Origin of the sequence: Pararhodobacter sp. CCB-MM2, from assembly GCF_001691415.1 — a bacterium.
Classification (GTDB): Bacteria; Pseudomonadota; Alphaproteobacteria; order Rhodobacterales; family Rhodobacteraceae; genus Pararhodobacter.
In genome coordinates, this window is sequence record NZ_LRRR01000011.1 from 103,978 (window position 1) to 124,668 (window position 20,691).

At 65.9% G+C, this 20,691-nt stretch carries 20 protein-coding genes; 9 read left to right on the forward strand and 11 right to left on the reverse strand.

Going from position 1 to position 20,691, the window contains the following annotated elements; all coding sequences use genetic code 11:
* The first annotated feature begins 54 nt into the window (after positions 1 to 54).
* Positions 55 to 465, forward strand: a complete 411-nt coding sequence (locus BCY78_RS12910; protein ID WP_068302437.1) for a hypothetical protein — start codon at positions 55 to 57, stop codon at positions 463 to 465.
* 63 nt (positions 466 to 528) lie between these two features.
* Here BCY78_RS12910 and BCY78_RS12915 read toward each other — a convergent pair whose 3' ends face one another.
* Positions 529 to 1,305 (reverse strand): DUF1013 domain-containing protein, encoded by a 777-nt coding sequence (locus tag BCY78_RS12915; protein WP_068302440.1) that lies wholly within the window; start codon positions 1,303 to 1,305, stop codon positions 529 to 531.
* Positions 1,306 to 1,443: 138 nt separating this feature from the next.
* Between BCY78_RS12915 and BCY78_RS12920 the strand changes: the two genes are divergently transcribed.
* On the forward strand, positions 1,444 to 2,103 hold the full coding sequence (locus BCY78_RS12920) for a hypothetical protein (protein WP_068302442.1): 660 nt from the start codon (positions 1,444 to 1,446) through the stop codon (positions 2,101 to 2,103).
* Positions 2,104 to 2,291: 188 nt separating this feature from the next.
* Here BCY78_RS12920 and BCY78_RS12925 read toward each other — a convergent pair whose 3' ends face one another.
* From BCY78_RS12925 to pheS, 3 genes are all read right to left on the reverse strand, one after another.
* Positions 2,292 to 3,734, reverse strand: a complete 1,443-nt coding sequence (locus BCY78_RS12925) for an MORN repeat-containing protein (protein WP_068302444.1) — start codon at positions 3,732 to 3,734, stop codon at positions 2,292 to 2,294.
* A 177-nt stretch (positions 3,735 to 3,911) separates the two neighbouring features.
* The gene (locus tag BCY78_RS12930; RefSeq protein ID WP_068302447.1) at positions 3,912 to 5,372 is read right to left on the reverse strand and encodes a trypsin-like serine protease; all 1,461 of its coding nucleotides are present in this window, start codon (positions 5,370 to 5,372) and stop codon (positions 3,912 to 3,914) included.
* 274 nt (positions 5,373 to 5,646) lie between these two features.
* Positions 5,647 to 6,708 carry a phenylalanine--tRNA ligase subunit alpha gene (pheS, locus tag BCY78_RS12935; protein ID WP_068302448.1) on the reverse strand — a complete coding sequence of 354 codons (1,062 nt, stop codon included), beginning with the start codon at positions 6,706 to 6,708 and terminating at the stop codon, positions 5,647 to 5,649.
* 139 nt (positions 6,709 to 6,847) lie between these two features.
* Between pheS and BCY78_RS12940 the strand changes: the two genes are divergently transcribed.
* Positions 6,848 to 8,026 (forward strand): YbfB/YjiJ family MFS transporter, encoded by a 1,179-nt coding sequence (locus BCY78_RS12940; RefSeq protein WP_233499401.1) that lies wholly within the window; start codon positions 6,848 to 6,850, stop codon positions 8,024 to 8,026.
* Positions 8,027 to 8,601: 575 nt separating this feature from the next.
* Positions 8,602 to 10,050 (forward strand): globin-coupled sensor protein, encoded by a 1,449-nt coding sequence (locus tag BCY78_RS12945; RefSeq protein WP_068302451.1) that lies wholly within the window; start codon positions 8,602 to 8,604, stop codon positions 10,048 to 10,050.
* A 180-nt stretch (positions 10,051 to 10,230) separates the two neighbouring features.
* Here the strand turns inward: BCY78_RS12945 and rplT are convergent, their stop codons facing one another.
* Positions 10,231 to 10,593, reverse strand: coding sequence for a 50S ribosomal protein L20 (gene rplT, locus BCY78_RS12950; protein ID WP_068302452.1), 363 nt, complete (start codon positions 10,591 to 10,593; stop codon positions 10,231 to 10,233).
* Between the two features lie 17 nt (positions 10,594 to 10,610).
* Entirely contained in the window at positions 10,611 to 10,811 is a 201-nt protein-coding gene (gene rpmI / locus BCY78_RS12955; protein WP_068302454.1) for a 50S ribosomal protein L35, read from the reverse strand.
* A 258-nt stretch (positions 10,812 to 11,069) separates the two neighbouring features.
* Between rpmI and BCY78_RS12960 the strand changes: the two genes are divergently transcribed.
* Positions 11,070 to 11,516, forward strand: coding sequence for a hotdog fold thioesterase (locus tag BCY78_RS12960; RefSeq protein ID WP_068302460.1), 447 nt, complete (start codon positions 11,070 to 11,072; stop codon positions 11,514 to 11,516).
* Between the two features lie 6 nt (positions 11,517 to 11,522).
* Here the strand turns inward: BCY78_RS12960 and BCY78_RS12965 are convergent, their stop codons facing one another.
* Entirely contained in the window at positions 11,523 to 11,771 is a 249-nt protein-coding gene (locus BCY78_RS12965; protein WP_083195015.1) for a hypothetical protein, read from the reverse strand.
* 28 nt (positions 11,772 to 11,799) lie between these two features.
* Positions 11,800 to 13,245: a pyruvate kinase gene (pyk, locus tag BCY78_RS12970; RefSeq protein WP_068302462.1), complete on the reverse strand. Its 1,446-nt coding sequence runs from the start codon at positions 13,243 to 13,245 to the stop codon at positions 11,800 to 11,802.
* A 231-nt stretch (positions 13,246 to 13,476) separates the two neighbouring features.
* Here pyk and BCY78_RS12975 point away from each other — a divergent pair, with 231 nt between their 5' ends.
* From BCY78_RS12975 to BCY78_RS12990, 4 genes are all read left to right on the forward strand, one after another.
* A complete protein-coding gene (locus tag BCY78_RS12975) occupies positions 13,477 to 13,791 on the forward strand; it encodes a DUF1244 domain-containing protein (RefSeq protein ID WP_068302465.1) in 315 nt (104 codons plus the stop codon).
* A gap of 237 nt (positions 13,792 to 14,028) precedes the next feature.
* Positions 14,029 to 15,114 (forward strand): calcium-binding protein, encoded by a 1,086-nt coding sequence (locus BCY78_RS26005; protein WP_158515936.1) that lies wholly within the window; start codon positions 14,029 to 14,031, stop codon positions 15,112 to 15,114.
* A gap of 280 nt (positions 15,115 to 15,394) precedes the next feature.
* On the forward strand, positions 15,395 to 16,369 hold the full coding sequence (locus tag BCY78_RS12985) for a calcium-binding protein (RefSeq protein WP_068302471.1): 975 nt from the start codon (positions 15,395 to 15,397) through the stop codon (positions 16,367 to 16,369).
* A gap of 63 nt (positions 16,370 to 16,432) precedes the next feature.
* A complete protein-coding gene (locus BCY78_RS12990) occupies positions 16,433 to 17,827 on the forward strand; it encodes a calcium-binding protein (RefSeq protein WP_068302473.1) in 1,395 nt (464 codons plus the stop codon).
* Between the two features lie 75 nt (positions 17,828 to 17,902).
* On the opposite strand, the gene BCY78_RS12995 is transcribed toward BCY78_RS12990, so the two are convergent.
* The 3 genes from BCY78_RS12995 to dgcA all read right to left on the reverse strand — a co-directional run bounded on the left by BCY78_RS12995 (position 17,903) and on the right by dgcA (position 20,609).
* Entirely contained in the window at positions 17,903 to 18,766 is an 864-nt protein-coding gene (locus BCY78_RS12995) for a D-amino-acid transaminase (protein WP_068302476.1), read from the reverse strand.
* A gap of 131 nt (positions 18,767 to 18,897) precedes the next feature.
* Positions 18,898 to 19,650 carry a metallophosphoesterase gene (locus tag BCY78_RS13000; protein WP_068302478.1) on the reverse strand — a complete coding sequence of 251 codons (753 nt, stop codon included), beginning with the start codon at positions 19,648 to 19,650 and terminating at the stop codon, positions 18,898 to 18,900.
* Complete coding sequence (dgcA, locus tag BCY78_RS13005; protein WP_068302480.1) at positions 19,647 to 20,609, reverse strand: N-acetyl-D-Glu racemase DgcA; 963 nt, start codon at positions 20,607 to 20,609, stop codon at positions 19,647 to 19,649. The genes BCY78_RS13000 and dgcA overlap by 4 nt, the downstream gene beginning before the upstream one ends.
* Positions 20,610 to 20,691 lie beyond the last annotated feature (82 nt).

The following is a 20,691-nucleotide window of genomic DNA, read 5'->3' on the forward strand; positions in this document are numbered from 1 at the left end:
CTGAGGCCGCCGTGTCGCGCAAGCTGGGCTGTCCCCTGTTTCCGGAGCGTGCCCGTGTCCCTCACCCCTCCCCGCCCCGCCTATCGCCATCCTGCGGTGGCCATTCTTGCCGCGGCGATCTGGATCGCGCTCAGCGAGTTCCTGCGCAACGAATTCCTGTTCAAATCCTATTGGCAGCGCCACTACGCCGACCTGGGCCTGCAATTTCCCGATGCGGCACTCAATGGTGCGGCTTGGGGGCTGTGGTCGCTCTGCCTCGCGGCGCTGATCTGGATGCTGCTCAAACGCTTCTCGTTGATCGAGGCCACGGGCGTTGCCTGGTTCGCAGGATTCCTGATGATGTGGGTGGTGACCGGGAACCTCGGCGTGCTGCCCTTCGCCCTGTTGCTCTGGGCCGTGCCGCTCAGCCTGATCGAGGTCGTCCTCGCCGCGCTGATCGTGCATTTCTGGCCCCGCGCGGATTGATCCGCCAAACGCAAAAGGCGCGCCCCATGGGAGCGCGCCTTGCGATCGTATCTGTCGGGCCGATCAGCGGCGGGGATCGTCGCTGTCGTCCTCGTCCTCGTCCGCCTCGCCCTCGGGCAGGTTGAAGAAGCTGTCCGCGTCCGAATAGTCGCGCGCGGTCTGTTCTTCGGTCTCGTCCTCGGACTGACCACCCAGCGTGAAGGTCTCCAGACCCGCGATGTTGCGCGGCAGGCGCGGCTCGGCCGGCATGTCGAGCGACTGCTCGGTCGACACCAGCTTGCGACGCTCGTCGTCGGTCATCACGATGCCCTCGGCCTCGCGCTTCTTCGCGGCCTTCTGCACTTCCATGTCCAGCTCGGACTGGCGGCACAGGCCCAGCGCAACGGGATCGATCGGCTGGATGTTCTGGATGTTCCAGTGGGTCCGCTCGCGGATCGCCTGGATCGAGGGGTTCGTGGTGCCCACCAGCTTGCGGATCTGCGCATCGGCCAGTTCCGGGTGGAACTTGACCAGCCACAGGATCGCCGCCGGACGGTCCTGGCGCTTGGACAGCGGGGTGTAGCGCGGGCCACGGCGCTTTTCCTCGCCGACCGAGGCCGGGTTAAACTTCAGCTTGAGCTTGTAGAGCGGGTCGGCCTCGCCCTTCTTGATCTCGGTCTCTTCCAGCTGGTTATGCGCGATCGGGTCGAAACCCTTCACGCCGGTCGCCACGTCACCGTCGGCGATGCCCTGAACTTCCAGCTCGTGCAGGCCACAGAAATCGGCCACCTGCTTGAAGCTCAGCGTGGTGTTGTCCACGAGCCAGACGGCGGTCGCCTTGGCCATCAGCGGTTTCGTCATGTTCGTCGTCCTTCAACCTGCGAGCCACGCATGGCGCGGCACTCGCCGGTCAGGACCGGCCACGGCCGCGGGCCGTGCATCCTCGATTTCGGGGAATGCGCCGTATATAAGCGTCCCGACGCCCTGAGGAAAGAGAAAATGCAGCGCCTGACCGCCCTCCTGATCGCCCTTCTGCCGTTTTTCGCCACGCCGGCGAGCGCCCAGCACAACACCCAAGACCGCGCGGGGGAGTTCGACAGCTACCTTCTGGCCCTCAGCTGGATCCCGGCCTATTGCGCCATGGACGGCGACGACCGCGACGATCCCCGCTGCCGTGACGGCGCCGGCCTCGGCTGGGCCGTGCACGGGCTCTGGCCGCAATATGACGACGGCAGCTGGCCTGAGTATTGCGCCACCACCCAACGCGATCCCTCGCGGCGCGAAACGACCGAGCAATCGCCGCTGTTCGGCACCTCGGGCTCGGCCTGGCACCAGTGGAACAAGCACGGACGCTGCACCGGCCTGTCGGCGGCCAATTACTACCGGCTGGTGCAGACCGCGGTAGACAGCATCGCCCTGCCCGAAGTCTTCGGCGGCATCAACCGTGAACTCAGCGTCGATCCCAACGTGGTCGAGGCCGCCTTCATCGAGGCCAACCCGGACCTGACGCCTGACCGCATCGTCACCTCCTGCCCACGCGGCGAGATGGTGGAGCTGCGCGTCTGCCTCAACCGCTCGCTCGAACCCGAGGATTGCGCCCCGGCCCTGACGCGCCGTGAATGCTCGCGCTCCAGCGCCGTCTTCCTGCCCGTTCGCTGACCCCGCGCGCGGCGGGGCTCAAGGCTCCGCCCGCGCCCTTTCACTCTGCCGCAAATACGCATCGCGGCCTGCCCCAGATGAGAGGCCGCCCGGCAAAAGCCCCTGCCTCTTTCACCTTGTCGCAAATACTCAAAGACCCGCGTCCAGCCAAACCGGACGCGGGTCTTTTGTTGTCATCAATCAACGGATCAGCCGTCGCTCGGCGCCTCGGCGGCGGGGGCGGGGGCGGTGTCCGGCTCGACCAGCACGCCCTGTTCCCAGCGGCCCGAGACGACCTGCCCGGCCGCATAGGTCAGGCGTCCCTGCCCCACACGCTGGCCGTCGACGAAATCGCCCTCGTAGACATCGCCGGTCGGATAGGTCGCGGTGCCGCGCCCTTCGATCCGGCCAGCAGTCCAATGGCCATTGTAGGTGAAGCCATCTGCCGTGGTGATGGTGCCCTGCCCATCGCGCTCGCCGGCGGTGAAATGCCCCTCGTAGCGGGTGCCGTCGGGATAGGTCATCACGCCCTCGCCCTCAGGCCGGCCCGACACGAAGAGGCCCGTGTAGACGCGCCCGTCCGGGTATTCCATGCGCCCCTCGCCCTGCGGTTGGCCGGCGCTGAAATTGCCCTCATAGACCATGTCCGCCGCGAGACGCGCGCGGCCCGGGCCTTCGCGGCGCCCCTCGGACCATTGGCCGTTGTAGCCGGTGCCGTCGACATAGGCGATCAGCCCTTCGCCATCCGGCACGCCATCGCGCATCTGGCCATCGTAGCGTGTGCCGTCCGGCGCGGTCATCACCCCGCGGCCGTCGATCCGGTCCGCGACCCATTCGCCGGAATAGACATAGCCATCCGCCGTGGTCAGCCGCCCGCGCCCCTGACGGCGATCATCGGCGAAAGCGCCCTCGTAGATCCCGCCATCGGCGAGGATCAGACGCCCGACGCCCTGCAACTGGCCGGCAACGAAGGTGCCCTCGCGCCGCTCGCCATTGGCCAGCGTCAGCACGCCGGCGCCGCTGGGCATGTCCTCGGCCCATTCGCCGTCATAGACGGTGCCGTCGGGGCGCGTCTGCCGCCCCTCGCCATGGCGCAGGTCGGCCAGCATGCCGCCGACATAGACCGAGCCATCGGGATAAGTCAGCGTCCCCTGCCCTTCGCGCAGGCCATGGGCCCATTCGCCCTCGTAGCGCATGCCACCGGGGCGGGTCATGGTCCCCGTGCCATGCGGCTGGCTGTCATCGAAGGCGCCGGTATAGACCACGCCGGTCACGTAGCGGCGGGGGCCCTGCCCCATGATGCGGCCCGCGTCCCAGTTGCCCTCGTAGGACGAGCCATCGGCGAAGACCATGCGGCCCTGCCCATGCGGGCGCCCATCGAGGAACGCGCCGGAATAGACCTGACCGTTGGGATAGCGCGCGGTGCCGGTGCCGGTGATCTCGCCGTGGGACCACTCGCCGGTATACTCGAAGCCGTTAGGCATGCGGTAGGTGCCCTGTCCGTGCTGGCGCCCCTCGAGGAAGGTGCCCTCGTAGATCCCGCCGTCGGGGTATTGGCGGGTGATCACTTCGCCGAGGTCCTGTGCAAGCGCAGGCGCGGCGGCGCCAAGGCTGAGGGCCAGGAAAAGGGCGGCAAGGGGGCGGTTCGTCATCATCAGGCCTGGTATGAGGCGGGCCGGGGCCCGAGGCGCCCCAAACCTAGTGCAAGGCGCCTTGGCATGACAAGCGGCCATGGCATGACGCCGCCGTGATCCGCCGGTTTCGCGGCAGGGCCTTGAAAAGGCGGGCACCGCAGGGCCCGCCTTCAGGATCGTCGTCAGGTCTTTGGATCAGCGCAGCCGCCCGCCGCGCACGACCCATTGGAACCGCCCTGCCCGACCGGCATTGCTGCGGTCGACCAGCGGGCGGGTGCCGGTGTCGAGCAAGACACCGAATTCACCCGAGCCGCCGATCTCGCGGCTCCGAGCCGGCCGGTCGGGCACCAGCGAGAACCCTACCCGCGGTGCCGCAGTGGAACCCGCAGCGCGTTCATCCCATTCGATCTGGGCATAGTTGAACTCGATACGGAAATTTCCTGAGTTCCGTCCAAGTTCAATGAGGGTCACCTGGAAGGCGTTCAGCGCCTCCGCGTCCAGGCTATAAGACCCGACCAAAGGCCAGATCGCTGTGAAAGCGCGCCGCGTCCCGATACGACCAGTCCCGTAATAGACCACCCCGCTCCCCGATGCGCGCGTATCTACATCCGCAAGGAAGGGGGCGATGATCGGCAGAGCGAGATCAACGAGGCGTCTGGCCTGATAATCTCCGAAGGTGGCGCCGAAACTGATGTTGCCGTTGTTGTTGACCGCGACCTCGGTGAAGGTCTCAGCGCCCATCCGCACCGGGAAACCGATCGAGACCAGACCCGAGCTCCCGTCATCGATCGGGCCCAGCGAGCTACAGGAGAAATCCCGCGGCAGGCGCATCGGCGCTGGCACATCCGTCACACCGCAAGTGACGATGCCGGCCATCGTGTCCGAGATCCAGCCCAGATAATCCGCCACCCGCGTGTAGACGCCGTACAGCCCCGGCTGCGCGCATCCATAGCCCCAGCTGGTGATGCCCAACTGGACCCAGGCGTCACCCGCCCGCGCGACCAGAGGTCCACCCGAATCGCCTTGGCAGGTATCGATGCCACCTGCGGGACGGCCGGCGCAGAGCATCGTGTCAGCGATATACTCGTTCGGGTAGGCCGCGCGGCAGGTTCCCTGGGCGACCGCCGGCAGCGCCACCTCGCGCAGGCGGTCGGGCGACGACCCGCCTTGGGTCGTATCGCCCCAGCCGATGGCACGCAGCGTATCGCCCGGATCGGTCAGGTTTACGCCCTGTGCAACGGTGGGCAGCAGCGACAGGGGATGTCCGTCAACGGGCCGCGACAGCTGAAGAAGCGCGATGCCGTTCTCGTTGGTGCTGCCGTTGTACTGCGGATGCATGAAAATCTGCACCACCGGCACCAGTTCCCCGCCCGAGGACAGGGTCGGCGTATCCAGCAGAACGCTGATCGCAGAAGCTTGGGCGCCGGGCAAGCAATGCGCCGCGGTCAACACCCATTCCGGATCGATCAGCGCCCCGCCACAGAACTGCCGCCCGGTGCCCTCGTTGATCAGAGCCGCCATCCAGCGGAAATTCCGACGGAAGCGACGATTGCTCACCGCAGAACCGCCGACGATCTGCGGCGCGATGGCGGTATCATCGGACTGCGCAACCACAGCATCTTCCGGCTTCAGGCCCGCGCCCGGAATCTGCGCCATGGCGGGCAAGGCAAACGCTGTGGAGAGAGCGACGACACCGGCCAGAAAGGCCGTCCTCCGCATCCAGCCGAAACTCAATAGGTCAGAAGAATTTGTCATTCAGAACTCCCAAAACACCGGAAACATCCAACGCGCGGAGTGTGTCACGCTTCCGCGACAGGTCAACGAAAACTGGACAGGCCGGCGGCCAAAGTCTTGCCTGACAGGGCGGCCGCCAAATGCAAACGACGCCCCGAGGGGCGCCGCTGCACGAGGTATGGGTATGGCGAAGCGTTCAGCCGGCGTGAACCGTCGGCGCCTCCAGCGCGCCGAAGCCGTAATGGCGCAGCCAGCGCAGGTCGCTCTCGAAGAAGGCGCGCAGGTCGGGGATGCCGTATTTTAGCATCGCCATCCGGTCGATGCCCATGCCGAAGGCGAAGCCCTGCCATTGGTCGGGATCGATCCCACCGGCGCGCAGCACCTTGGGATGCATCATGCCTGAGCCCAGCACTTCCAGCCAGCCATCGCCCTCGCCCACGCGGAGCTGGCCGTTGACCCAGCTGCACTGGATGTCGACTTCGGCCGAGGGTTCGGTGAAGGGGAAATGCGAGGCGCGGAAGCGCGTCTTCACCTTGGTGCCGAAATAGGCGGTGAAGAATTCCTCCAGCACCCATTTCAGGTTCGCCATCGAGATGTCCTTGTCGATGGCCATGCCCTCGATCTGGTGGAACATCGGCGCATGGGTCTGGTCCATGTCCATCCGGTACACACGGCCCGGCGCGATCACGCGGATCGGCGCGCCCTGGTCCTGCATCGCGCGGATCTGCACCGGCGAGGTATGGGTGCGCAGCACATGCGGCGGACGGTTATCACCCTCGGCACGGTGCATGAAGAAGGTGTCATGCTCCTGACGCGCGGGGTGTTCCGGCGCGATGTTGAGCGCGTCGAAATTGTACCAGTCGGTCTCGATCTGCGGACCCTCGGCCACCGCAAAGCCCATATCGGCGAAGATCGCCGTGCATTCCTCGGTCACATGGCTCACGGGATGGATCGTGCCGCGCATGCGGTGACGGGCGGGCAGCGTGACATCCAGCCACTCGGCCTTCAGCCGCTCATCCAGCGCCGCGTCCTCCATCGCCACCTTGCGGGCGCGCAGGGCGGTGTCGAGCTCGTCCTTCAGCTCATTGAGAGCTTTGCCGACGGTCTGGCGCTCTTCGGGCGACATCTTGCCCAGCTCGCGCATCTTCAGGCTGATCTCGCCCTTCTTGCCAAGGGCGGCGAGACGCACCTCTTCCAGCGCCGCCTGATCGGCAGCACCCGAGATACGGGCCAGATAGGTTTCGCGCAGGTCTTGCATGACAGCCTCCAGAACTTGGCCCACCTGCTATCCGTGACGTGGCGTGATTGCAAGCGCAGGCAGGCCTCGTCAGGCGCAACCACCCTTGTTGACGCCGGGGCGCACGGGCACGATGCCGCCAACGGGACGGGAGGACCACATGAGCGAGGCAAGAGAGGCCAATCCCTGGCTGCTGCTGACGGGATTGTCGCTGGGCGTGCTGGTCACCAACGGCTTCGGTCGCTTCGCCTATGGGCTGATCCTGCCGGCCATGCGCGCGGATCTGGACTGGACCTATGCACAGGCGGGCTGGCTGAACACGGCAAACGCGCTGGGCTATATCCTCGGCGCAGTCGGCACGATGCTGGCCCTGCGCCGCACCGGCCCGGCCACGCTGTTCGCCTGGGGCCTCGTCGGAACGGCGCTGGCCTTGGTGGCGACCGGCCTGATCCCCGAGTTGTGGTGGCAAAGCCTGTGGCGCTTCCTGACCGGATTGGCCGGCGCGCTATCCTTCTCCACCGCCGGCGCCCTCGCCGCGCGCCTGTGGCCGGACAACCCGAGGCTCAATGCGCTGGGCATCGCCATCCTCTTCGGGTCGGGCGGCGGATCGGCGATCGTCCTGTGCGGCGCGACCCTGCCCCCGATGCTGGAGATCTGGGGCGACACCTCATGGCCCTGGGCCTGGGTGATCGTCGGTGGCCTCAGCCTGCTCTGCGTCCCGCTGGGCCTGTGGGCAGCCGTGAAATCCCCGCCCGTGCCCCGCCGCGACGCCTCGTCGCCGCGCCTGCCACTGGCCCGCATCGCGCCGGAGCTGATGGGCTACGCCGGGTTCGGGCTGGGCTATATCGTCTACCTCACCTTCCTGTCCTCCTGGATGAAGGAGCAAGCGGCGGGCGTCTGGCAGGTCGCGCTGGTGTGGATCCTGCTCGGCAGCTGCATCTCCGTCTCGCCGATGCTGTGGCGCGGGGTCTTTGCCCGCCATGCCTCGGGCCGGCCGCTGGCCTTGGTCCTCACCGGGATCGCCATAGGCTCGGCCCTGCCGGTCCTCTGGCCCGGAACGTTGGGCCTTGTTGTCTCGGCCTTGGTGTTGGGCGCCTGCGTGTTCATGGCCCCCGGCGCGGTCACCAATTTCACCCGACAGAACCTTCCGCCCGAAAGCTGGGGCTCCGCCATCAGCCTGTTCACCGTCGTCTTCGCCATCGCCCAGACCCTTGGGCCCTATGCCGCGGGCTGGCTGGGGGATCTCTCGGGCAGCATCGGAATCAGCCTGGTCGCAGCATCGGGCCTACTGTTGTGCGGCGCACTGGCGGCCAGCCTGCAGCGCCCGCTAAAGGCGTGATTGCGAGCAAAAGCGATTCGTTTTGAGACCGAGTTGTTCCAACAACTCCTGAATCTGGGCGTCAGAATTCGATTCATCACGCGTTCGTGATGATTATTTTTCTCGAGCCGTACTTTTTTAGACTGAGCTTTTTCGCGCATTTGCCTTGCGGAATTAACGTTTCGGAAGGGAGGAAATGTTGATTTTCCGCTCGCCGAATTGGCGCCTGCTCATCTGGATGGAGGGCACAGCGCCCCACCGGGCGCGAGACCCCGCCAACGGCCCGGCATAACGCCCCTTTGATAACATGAGAAATAATCGCGATTTCGGTTTCGCGCAGAGCTCGGGCGAGGCAGAATTTCTGTTGTTATGACAACACGATACAGCAGTCGAGTCGCCTCATCTGACCCCAGGGAAAGCCCTTCGAATTCGCCCGGATTTGAAGCCGAATTGAGCGTAAAGATGCATCCGCATTGTATCTAAAATCATGTTCCGTAAAGGAAGGCGGCGTAGCCCTGATAGGACGCCGGGCCACCTCCCCGCGCCCCGCAGATCGCGGGGCACTGGCCCGGCAACAGACTGAATGAGGGCTGCATATGACAGGCAATCTCGAAGACGGCATCCAACGCTTTGGCCTGAATGACGCCACTGTAAAACGGCTCAAACAGGCGTGGAAAATCATCGAGCCCGCAATCGACGGCATCCTTGCGGATTTCTATGTCGGCGTGAAAGCCGATCCGCTGGCCTCGGGCTTTTTCGACTCTGAAGAGCGTATGACCCGCGCCCGGAACGCGCAAAAAGCCCATTGGGGCCTGCTGCTGACCGGCGATTATGGTGAGGAATACCGCGCCTCGACCGACCGGATCGGCCGCACCCATGCCCGGATCAACCTGCCGCTCGAAGTGTATATGTCGGCCTATGCCAGCGCCTCGTCGCAGATCCTCGCCACGCTGATCAAACGCCATTCCCGCGGGGTTCAGGCCATCAGCGGCGCCACCAAGCTGGCCGAGATGGTCTCGGCCGTGAACCGCGCCTTCGCCTTCGACATCCAGCGCGTGACCACGATCACCTTCCGCGTCTGGAACGAGGAACTGGAATGCGCCTTCGCCCATCTCGACACCGCGGTCGAGCAACTGGCCGAGGGCGACCTGCGCCACCGCATCCCCTCGCCGGACGAAAGCGACTTCCCGCGCCAATACGACAACCTGCGCAACACGCTGAACGCGGCCTTCGACAAGCTGGGCGGCACCCTGTCGCGCACGCAGTCGCTGCTGCAGACGCTGATGACGCAGTCGCGTCAGGTGTCGGACATGTCGGACGACCTGTCGGCGCGGACCAACAGTCAGGCCGCCTCGCTGGAGGAAACCGCCGCCGCGATGCAGGAGATCACCGCCACCATTTCCGGCGCGACCCAGATGACCGAGGAAGCGCAGGACATCTCGCGCAAGGCCCAGAACGACCTCGACGATGCCTCGCGCACCGTGGATGCCGCCGCGCAGGCGATGGGCGAGATCAAGGCCTCGTCCGAGAAGATCTCGAACATCACCCAGATGATCGAGGACATCGCCTTCCAGACCAACCTGCTGGCCCTGAACGCCGGGGTTGAGGCCGCCCGCGCCGGCGCCGCGGGGTCGGGTTTCGCCGTCGTCGCGACCGAGGTGCGCAACCTCGCCGTCAATGCCGGGGAAGCCGCCAAGCAGATCAAGGCGCTGATCGCGACCTCGGGCTCTCAGGTGGCGAGCGGCGTGGATCTGGTCGACAAGACCTCGAGCAAGCTGGTGGGGCTGGTAAACAGCTTCAACACCGTGTCGAACCTGTCGCGCGACATCGCCAAGGCGGCGGGCGAGCAGTCGCACGGCGTCAACGAGATCAACACCTCGATCTCGCAGATGGACTCGATCACCCAGAAGAACGCCGCCATGGTCGACGAGACGCAAACGCAGATGGCCGCGATGATGGAGCGCCTGAGCGACGTCACCGCGATGCTGGCCGCCTTCCGCTTCGCAGATGAAGGCAGCGCCGGGGCTCACCGCCGGGTCGCCTGAGCCGCGCGCCGTCGTCCCCGTCAGGCAACAAAGGGCGGCCACCGGGCCGCCCTTTTGCCTGTCCGGCGGCATGGCGCTGCCCCCCTCGCCGACCGGCACAGGGCATAGGAAAAGGGCCACCCCAAACGGGACGGCCCTTTCTATCGTTCAACCCGACTGTGCGGATCAGGCGTGAGCGGATCAGGCCTGAGCGGCCTGTGCCTGCGACACGATCTGGGCAAAGGCCTCAGGCTCGTGCACGGCCAGGTCGGCCAGGACCTTGCGGTCCACTTCGATCCCGGCAATGGCCAGCAGGTTGATGAAACGCGAGTAGGTCAGCGCCGGGTCGATCGCACGAACGGCGGCGTTGATACGCTGGATCCACAGCGCGCGGAAGTTGCGCTTGCGGGTCTTGCGGTCGCGGGTGGCGTACTGGTTCGCCTTGTCGACGGCCTGAGTGGCGGTACGGAAGTTGCGCGAACGGGCGCTGTAGTAGCCCGAAGCAGCCTTGACGACCTTGCGGTGACGAGCGTGGGTCACCTTACCGGATTTGACGCGTGCCATGTGTCTCTCTCCTCAGCTCAGCGGGCGTAGGGCATGTAGGATTTGACGATCTTCGTATCCTGCTCGCTCAGCACGGTGGTGCCGCGCGCGTCGCGGATGAATTTCGTCGTACGCTTGATCATGCCGTGGCGCTTGCCAGCCTGACCCGATTTGATTTTGCCGGTCGCAGTGACCTTGAACCGCTTTTTGGCGGCCGACTTGGTCTTCATCTTGGGCATTTCCGTCTCCTGTCTTCCTGAGAGGTCAGAACGCGCAGCTCGGCATGCCACATTGGCCGGCCACGCGGGTGATGAGGTGCGCCCAATACCGCGCGTTCCTCCCCTTGGCAAGGGATTCGTACGCAAAATTGTGACAGCCCGTGCGACATGCCCGATCAGCCCGGCGGACGCAAGGTCACACCCCTGCAACGCTTGCCGAAATCCGGCCGCAGACGCAGGTTTCCCGCACCATCCCCTGCCCCATCCAAGGACCGCGCGATGACCGAGGCTATCTGGAAGACCCCCTTCACCGTCGACATGGCCAACCGCTATGGCGAGAACACCGCCAACGCCCATCTGGGCATCGAGATCACCGAAGCGGGGCCGGACTACCTGACGGGCCGCATGCCTGTCGATCACCGCACCAAGCAGCCGGCGGGCATCCTGCATGGCGGGGCCTCGGTCCTTCTGGCCGAGACGCTGGCCTCGTGGGCGGGGAATTTCGTCATCGACGCGACGACCCAATCCGTCGTCGGCCAGGAGATCAACGCCAACCACCTGCGCCCGGCGACCGGCGGCTGGGTCACAGGCACCACGCGCCCGGTGCATATCGGGCGGCGCAGTCAGGTCTGGGAAACGCGGATTGCGGGCGAGGACGGCAAGCTCGTCTGTGTCTCGCGCATGACGCTGGCGGTCATTGACCGGCCGGTACCGCGCCGCGACTGACGCGCCTCAGCGCGGCCAGTATCGGGCGACGGTCTCGAAGGCCATTTCCGGGATCTGGCGCCAGTCGTAGCCCTCGCCGGGATGGGTGAACTGCGCCCATCCCATCACCGCCCCGCCCAAGACGACGAGGATCAGCGCCGCCCAGGGAAAGCGCCGGTCGGCCCAGGCCGAGACCAGCGCCACGAAGGCGAGCGGCAGGAAGACCAGCCCCACGAGGAAGAGCAGGTCGCGATCCATGTCCAATGCGGCATCCATTCGAGAGCCTCCGTTCGAAGGCCCCGAGTCAATCCGCCTCGGCGCGATAAATCAAGCGCTCGTCGCAGGGCGCGACGCGCAGGATGTTCGTCGTGCCCGGCACGTTGAAGGGCACGCCTGCGGTGACGACGATCTGGTCGGTCTGGGTGGCGAAGCCCAGCTCGCGCGCGGCCTTGGCGGCGCTGACCACGGCCAGCTTGAACCGCTCGACCTTGCCGGTGGCGACACAGGTCACACCCCAGACGAGGCACAGCTGGCGCAGGGTCGCCGGCGACGGGCACAGTGCGAGGATCGGCACCTGCGGGCGCTCGCGCGCGACCTTGATCGCCGTGGTGCCGCTCTCGGTGAAGCAGCAGATCGCCTTGATGTCGGTCGATTCCGCGATCTCGCGCGCGGCAGAGACGATGCCATCGGCGATCGAGGTGCGCTCATAGGTCCGGAAGGCGGCGATGACCTGCCGGTAGGTCGTGTCCTTCTCCACCGAGAGCGCCACGTTGTGCATGGTACGCACGGCCTCGACCGGGTAGTTGCCCGCCGCCGATTCCGCCGAGAGCATGACGGCATCCGCGCCCTCATAGATCGCGGTGGCGACGTCCGAGACCTCGGCGCGGGTCGGCATCGGGCTTTCGATCATCGATTCCAGCATCTGCGTGGCGACGATCACCGGCTTGGCCAGCGCGCGGGCGCGGCGGACGAGGCGCTTCTGGATCGGCGGCACCGAATGCACCGGCAGTTCGACACCGAGGTCACCACGGGCGACCATGATCCCGTCCGAAGCCTCGGCAATGGCGTCGAAGGCCTTCACGGCGGCCGGCTTCTCGATCTTGGCGAGGATCGCGGCACGGCCCTTGGCCAGCTCACGCGCTTCTTCCATGTCCTCGGGGCGCTGGACAAAGCTCAGCGCCAGCCAGTCGACGCCCAGCTCACAGACGAATTCCAGATCCGCGCGGTCCTTGTCCGACAGCGCGCGCAGTGGCAGCACCACGTCGGGCACGTTGACGCCCTTGCGGTTCGAGATCACGCCGCCGACGGTCACGGTGCAATCGGCGAAATCGGGGCCGCATTCGTCCACCGTCAGGCTGATCTTGCCATCGTTGACCAAAAGGCGGGCACCGGGTTCCAATGCGGCGAAGATCTCGGGATGGGGCAGCGTGACGCGGGCATGATCGCCCTCGGCGCTGTCGAGGTCGAAGCGGAACTTCTGCCCTTCCTCCAGCTCCACCGAGGGGACGGAGAAGGTACCGACGCGCAGTTTCGGACCCTGAAGGTCAGCGAGCAACGCGATGGGGCGGCCGGTCTCTTCCTCGATCTCGCGGACGATGCGGTGGCGGGCAGCGATCTCGTCATGCGAGCCGTGGCTCATGTTCAGGCGGAACACGTCGGCGCCCGCTTCGAACAGCGCGCGAATGGTCGCCTTGTCCGACGAGGCCGGGCCCAGCGTGGCGACGATCTTGACGTTGCGGTTGCGGCGCATGGCGGATCCTTCCCTGCGATATGACGGCCCGAGAACGGGTCTTTGCCCTTCGTATCGCCCAAATGTTACGAAGCGGCAACCGTGCATTCCCTCCGAATGTGATCGCTAACGCGAAATATTGCGGGGGATTGGCGCCCGATGGCCCTGCCCCGCCGGGCCATGGGTGCTTGACCCGCGCGGCGCGGAACGCCAGTTCTGGGGCAAAGCGACCACGGATTGAGCGAGGCTGACATGGACGACGCAACCCGGACCCGGATCGAAGCCGCCACCTACCGCCGGCTGATCCAGCACCTGATGCACGACCGCCCCGATGCCCAAAACATCGACCTGATGAACCTCGCCGGCTTCTGCCGAAATTGCCTGAGCCGCTGGTACGGCGAGGCCGCAGCCGCCGAAGGGATCGAGATGTCCAAGGACCAATCCCGCGAGGAGGTCTATGGCATGCCCTACGACACCTGGCGCGAGACGCATCAGCGCGAGGCCTCGCCCGAGCAGTTGAAGGCCTTCGACCAGAGCTTTGCCGAGAACGTCGGCAAGAAGGACTGAGCCCCGATTCGGGCTGCCGCGGCCGCAAGGACGGCATCGGCAGCCTCTGGCGGTCATGGCACCCCACCGTTTCCACGACGGAAACAATACCGCAACCGGACGGCGACTTGCGCAGCTCCGGCTATACCCTACTGCGACATTTCGGTTAAATTCCGGCTATTTACTTGACCTTCACCCGTCGAGCGCGATGGTTAACGTAACATTGTTCGCAGTTCTTTTCGGGGTTCTCCCATGGCTATGCTCAGCCTTCTCTTCGGCTTCCTGTTTGCCTTCTCGCTGGGAGGCGGCTCCACCGACACCCCGGACCCGGATCCCGAGGACGACTTCGGCGCGACCGGCGGCGATGACGAGATCAATGGGACCGACAACGGCGATCTGATCGACGGCCTTGACGGCAATGACACGATCGACGGCGGCGACGGCAACGACACGCTGCTCGGCGGCGGCGGCATGGACAGCCTGATCGGTGGCGAGGGTGCGGACCAGCTCGACGGCGGGTATTGGAACGACACGCTCGAGGGCGGCAACGGCTGGGATACGCTGAATGGCGGCCTCGGCAACGACAGCCTGCTGGGCGGGCGCGGCAATGACGACCTCAACGGTGGCGAAGGCAACGACCAGCTCTATGGTGAGGACGGCAACGACTCGCTCGATGGCGGGCTGGGCAGCGACCTGCTGGTTGGCGGCGGCGGTCAGGATCTGCTCGAAGGCGGGGATGGCGCCGACACGCTGGACGGCGGCGACTGGAACGATACGCTGGACGGCGGTAACGGCTGGGATTCGCTGATCGGCGGGTCGGGCAATGACAGCCTGCTCGGCGGGATGGGCAATGACACGCTCGACGGCGGCGAGGGCGAGGACATTCTCGACGGTGGCGAGGGCAATGACATGCTCTCGGGCGGGGCGTGGAACGACAGCCTGATGGGCGGGAGCGGCAACGACACGCTGTTTGGCGATTTCGGCGACGACACGTTGATCGGCGGGCTGGGCAGCGATGTGCTCAATGGCGGTGGCGGCGACGATGCGCTGTTCGGCGCCCTGGGCGACACGATGACCGGCGGGTCGGGTGCGGATTACTTCACCGTGGAGCTGTCGGGTGATCCCGAAGCCGGCCCTGCGATCATCACCGATTTCAACGCCGACGAGGACGGGATGTCCGTTCACGCGGTGGTCGATCCGGACACCGACGAGGAGCCGGAGCTGTCCCTGCGCGATACCGAGGACGGGCTGGAAGTGACCCTGAACGGCGAGGTCGTGGCGATTCTCCAAGGCGTGACCGTGGCCGACGATCCCACGATCAACGTGGCGACCGTCTCTTACTGAGCTGGCGATCCGATCCTATTGGCGGGGCGGGGAGGAAACTCCTCGCCCCTTTTCCATGCCCCATCGGCAACAGTCGTGACCTGCGCGCATCACTGTTTCCACAAGCGCACCAAACCGCACTCGCCTCGTAATTGTCTTGACCCTTTGGCCAACAATTGGCAGCGTAACCATGTTGTTAACCAGATTTCTCAATCGCTGCGGGCGCCGACAGGCGCATCTTCTGGCAGTGCTTGACGGATGATCCCGAGGGTTCTTGCGGGGTCCTGTGGAGTAGACGGTCATGGCGATTGCTTTCCTGCTTCTTGCGGCGACCTTGGCGCTTTCTGGGCTGTTCCTCGGTGGGGACGACGCAGACACGGACCCTGACCCCGATTACGGCACGCCGACTGAAGGCGACGATGTGCTCTATGGCACTGACGGCAATGACAGCATCGACGGACTGGGCGGCAACGACACGATTCTGGGTGGCGCCGGTGAGGACACGCTGAGCGGGTCCAGAGGCGACGATGAAATCACCGGGCAAGGCGTGCTGAACGGCGGTGCCGGGGCGGACACGATCACCGCCGAGGACACCAGCGTGGTGTCTGGCGGCGCTGGCCGCGATACGATCTGGCTTTACGCCTTCCGCAACGAGGTCGATGCCGGCGACGGCAATGACACGGTTCATTCCTCCGAAGGCGAGGACACGATCCACGGCGGCGCCGGCAATGACGAGCTCTACACCGGCTACAACCAGGCCAGCGAGTTGTTCGGGGACGACGGCGATGACATCCTGATCTCCAGCGGCATCAGCTCGGGCAATGTCCTCCACGGCGGCGATGGGGACGACCAGTTCACGGTAAGCGGCTCGGATACCGTTTTCGGCGACGCCGGCAATGACACCATTTGGATCGGTCGGTTGGCCAATGACAACACACCGGCACGGGTCTGGGTCGATGGCGGCGACGGCGAGGATGTGATCGTGTCGAATGGCGGTGACACGCTGACCGGCGGGGCCGATGCGGATCAGTTCGAGCTGGACGTCCTGCATGAGGGCCCCGATGGTCCCGATTACATCGCCAGCACGATCACCGATTACACCACCGGCGAGGACACGATCGTCATCCCTTGGGACGACGGCCCCCTGCCCGAGGTGACGACCGCCTTCAATGACGATGGCTCTGCGCTTCAGATCCTTCTCGATGGCACGGTTGTTGCCGAGTTGACCGGCGTCACCAGCTTCGACCCCGACACCCTCGTCTTCGAGCGCGCCTGATCGCGCTCGCTGTTTCCCGCTTTCCGGTCCGTCACTAAGGGCCCCTTGCTTCCGAGTCCCCTCATGTTTGCATTCCTTCTGATGTTCGGCTTCCTCGCAGCCTTCTCGTTTGGTGGATCCTCTCCCGCGGATGAGACACCGCCGGACGAGACGCCCCCCGATGAAACGCCCGATGACAACATCATCGACGGTACCGAGGACGACGACCTCCTCACCGGCACCGACGCAAACGAACTGATCCGAGGCTTCGGCGGAAATGACACGCTGGAGGGAGGCGGCGGCTTCGACACGCTCGAAGGCGGCGCCGGCGATGACCTGCTGACGACGGAGACCGGAGGCTGGCTCTATGGTGGCGAGGGCAATGACACGCTCATCGGCCATTACGCCGAGCTCTATGGCGGCGCAGGCGACGATCTGATGCAGAGCAACGGCGAGGGAGTGAATTTCCATATCGATGGCGGAAATGACACCGCGATCGGTGATGACGGATGGAACGCCTTCCATCTGTACGAGGGCTTCGAGACCGCGCTGATCGAAGGGGGCCGCGGCGAAGATTTCCTTCTGACCGATCTCGTGGGCGAGGCCGTGATGGATGCGAATGGCGAGCTGATCTTCACCGCCACATCCGGCGGCCGGGCCGTTGCCACGGGCATCGACAGGCTGAACATCGGCGGCGGGCGGGTCGATGCCTCGGCGTCCAGCCGCGCGCTCGACATTTGGATTGGCGATTTCGACAGCGAAATTATCGGCAGCGCCTTTGGCGAGCAGATCTCAGGAGGCGCAGGCGACGATCTCATTCACGCCGGGGACGGCGACGACACGTTGTCCGGTTACGCGGGCAATGACACGCTCTATGGCGAGGGCGGCGACGACGTTCTGAATGTGGGCGCCACCGGTTGGGCGGATGGGGGCAGCGGCGATGACGTGTTGACCGGTCAGCTCGGCAGCACGCTGAACGGCGGCGAGGGCGACGACTCGATGCGGGGCGGCAGCCTGATGGAAGGCGGCGCAGGGAACGACACCCTGATCAGCTCGGATGAGGAGGCGACGCTGCGGGGCGGCGAGGGCGACGACTTGCTGCGCGGCATCGGCATTCTTGACGGCGGCGACGGCGACGACGTGTTGTTTGGACATCGTGGCGCGATCCTCACCGGCGGCGCGGGGAATGACATCTTCCAACTGGGCAACGAAGGCGGCGATCCCGAGGATGCAAACACCATCACCGATTTCGCGGCCGGCGAGGACCATATCGAGGTGACGGGCTCCTACGCTTATGGCGATCCCCTGCCCGTCTTCACACTCGAGCCAGATGCCGAGAGCAATTCGGTCAGCATTTTCATCAACGGCAATGTGGTGGCGACGGTCGAGGGCACGACCGAGATCGCGGCCGAGGACATCACCTTCTATCACTACAATTATGAATCCGGCGACCCACCGGAACCGGTCGAGATCGCCTGAAACCCGCCACGCAATAGAAAAGGCCCGCGACCGAGGCGTTCGGTCGCGGGCCTTCTGTCTGGCATTCGATCTCGATCAGATCGCCGTCTTGCGCATCTCGTCGAGGTAGATCTCGCGCATCCGGGCCGAGACCTTGCCCGGCTTGCCGTCGCCCAGCGCCGCGCCGTCGATCTCGACCACCGGCATCACGAAGGCCGAGGCCGAGGAGATGAAGGCCTCATCCGCTTGCTGGGCTTCGGCGATGGTGAAAGGGCGCTCGACCACTTCCATCTGCGCTTCACGCGCCAGCGTCAGCACTGCGGCGCGGGTGATCCCATGCAGGATGTCGTTCGACAGCTGGCGGGTGATGATCTGGTTGCCCTTGACGATATAGGCGTTGTTCGAGGTGCCCTCGGTCACGAGGCCATCTTCCACGAGCCACGCATCATCCGCGCCGGCCTTCTTCGCCATCATCTTGCCCATCGAGGGGTAGAGCAGCTGCACGGTCTTGATGTCACGGCGGCCCCAGCGGATGTCGGGGATCGAGATCACCTTCATGCCGATCTTCGCGGCGGGGCTTTCGGCCAGACCCGGCTTGTTCTGGGTGAACAGCACGACGGTCGGCGGGCAGGTCTCGGGGTCCGGCCAGGCGAAATCGCGGTCGCCGGGCGCGCCGCGGGTCACCTGCAGATAGACCAGACCGTCGGTGATGCCATTGGCCTCGACCAGCTGGCGATGGATGGACAGCCACTCGTCCTCGGTCAGCGGGTTGCGGATTTCCAGCTCGGACAGCGACCGCTCCAACCGCTTCAGGTGGCCGTCGAAGGCGATCAGCTTGCCGTCCAGCACCGAGGTAACCTCGTAGACACCGTCCGACATCAGGAAGGCGCGGTCGAAGATCGAGATCTTGGCCTGATCCTCGGGCAGGAATTCGCCGTTCACGTAGACGGTGCGGGTCATGGGGCTCTCCTTTGCGGGCCACGGGACGCGCCACGCGCCGGGCCATCTGTGGTCATGGGTGTTTCCGCCCTGCCGCCGCTTGCGTCAAGGGGGAGCAGGGGCAGGCCCCCGCGCGTTGCAGGCCGCGCCGGTCAGGCGGCGGGCATCTCGGTGATCCAGCCGGTCCGCAGCGCCGAGGCCCATTCGCCCCGCTCTGCCGCGCCCGCGCGGGCGATCAGGCGCCGCCGGTCATAGGCCACGCGGCGGAAGGTGATGTCCCAGCCGGCAGCCGAGGTTTCCGCCAGCGCATAGCTCGCCTCCGGGAAACCGGACTCGACGCGGTGCGGCACGGGCGTGTCATCGACATAGGCCGGGCAACCGACCGAGCCGGGGTTCAGCACCTGCCGCCCGTCCGGCAGCCTGAGCGCCCGCGGCAGGTGGGAATGCGCGCACAGGATCAGCCCCGCATCGATCCCGGCCAGCAGGCGCCCGATCGTCGCCCCGTCGCGCTGCGCCACACCGCCGTCGGGTGTGATGCGCTCGCACAGATAGGTCTCATCCGACGCTGGCGTCCCGTGGCAGGCAAAGACCCCGTCCAGCCGCAGCACCGTCGGCAGGCTGGCCAGCCAGTCCAACGCCTGCGCCGGCAAGGCATCATAGGCCGCCGCATCCGAGGGCCCCATCACCGCGCGCGGGGTCTCCAGCAGATAGCGATCATGGTTCCCACGCAGGCACCAGGCATCGAGGCCCTTGAGCTGCGCCCAGGTCCCCTCGGCATCAAGCGGCCCGCTGAAGTGATCGCCCAGGATCACTGTCGCATCCGCCCCCTGCCCCGCCACATCCGCCAGCACCGCAGCCAGCGCATCGGCATTGCCGTGGATATCGGCCAGAACCGCCAGCCTCATCCCCAAAGCCCCGGCTCGGACGGATGCACACCCGCCGCGTCGAACATCAGCGGCGTCTGCCGATCCTCGGCCAGCAACAGCGGCCCGTCGAGATCGGTAACCTCGGCCCCCTGCGCGACCAGCACCGCCGGCGCCATGGCCAGCGAGGTGCCGACCATGCAGCCGACCATCACCTGATAGCCCTCGGCCCGGGCGGCATCGCGCAGGGCCAGCGCCTCGGTCAGCCCGCCGGTCTTGTCGAGCTTGATATTGACCATGTCGTATTTGCCCTTGAAGTCGGGCAGCGAATGGCGGTCATGGCAGCTTTCATCGGCACAAACCGGCAAGGGCCGCGCGATCTCGGCCAGCAACGCATCCTGCCCGGCGGGCAAAGGCTGCTCCACCATCGCCACGCCCAGACGCAGCAGATGCGGCGCGAGTTCGGTATAGACCTCGGCCGACCAGCCCTCATTGGCATCGACGACGATCCGCGCATCCGGTGCACCCGCGCGCACCGCTTCCAGACGCGCCATGTCATCGGGGGTCCCGAGTTTGATCTTCAGCACAGGCCGATGCGCATGCCGCGCCGCCGCCGCCCGCATGTTCTCGGGCGTATCGAGCGAGAGGGTAAAACAAGTGATCTCCGGCCCCGGCTTCGTCAGCCCGGCCAGCTCCCAAACCCGCTTGCCCGCGGCCTTGGCCTCCAGATCCCACAGGGCGCAATCGACGGCATTCCGCGCCGCGCCCGCTGGCAGGGCCTCCTGCAACGCCATCCGGTCGATGCCCTCCGGCAGAGCCTCGATCTGCGCCGCCACCGACTCCAGCGACTCGCCATAGCGAGCATAAGGTACGCATTCACCCCAGCCGACCAGACCGTTGCGCTCGACGCGCACGGTGAGCACCTTCGCCTCAGTCCGCGACCCGCGCGAGATGGTGAAGACCTCCGCCAGTCGGAAGCTCTCGGCCTGAACCTGGATCATCGCTGCTCTTTCACTTTGTCCCAAATACTCATGCCACGCTGCCACATAGCCTGCCCTCCGACGCTGTCTCTTCTACTCATCT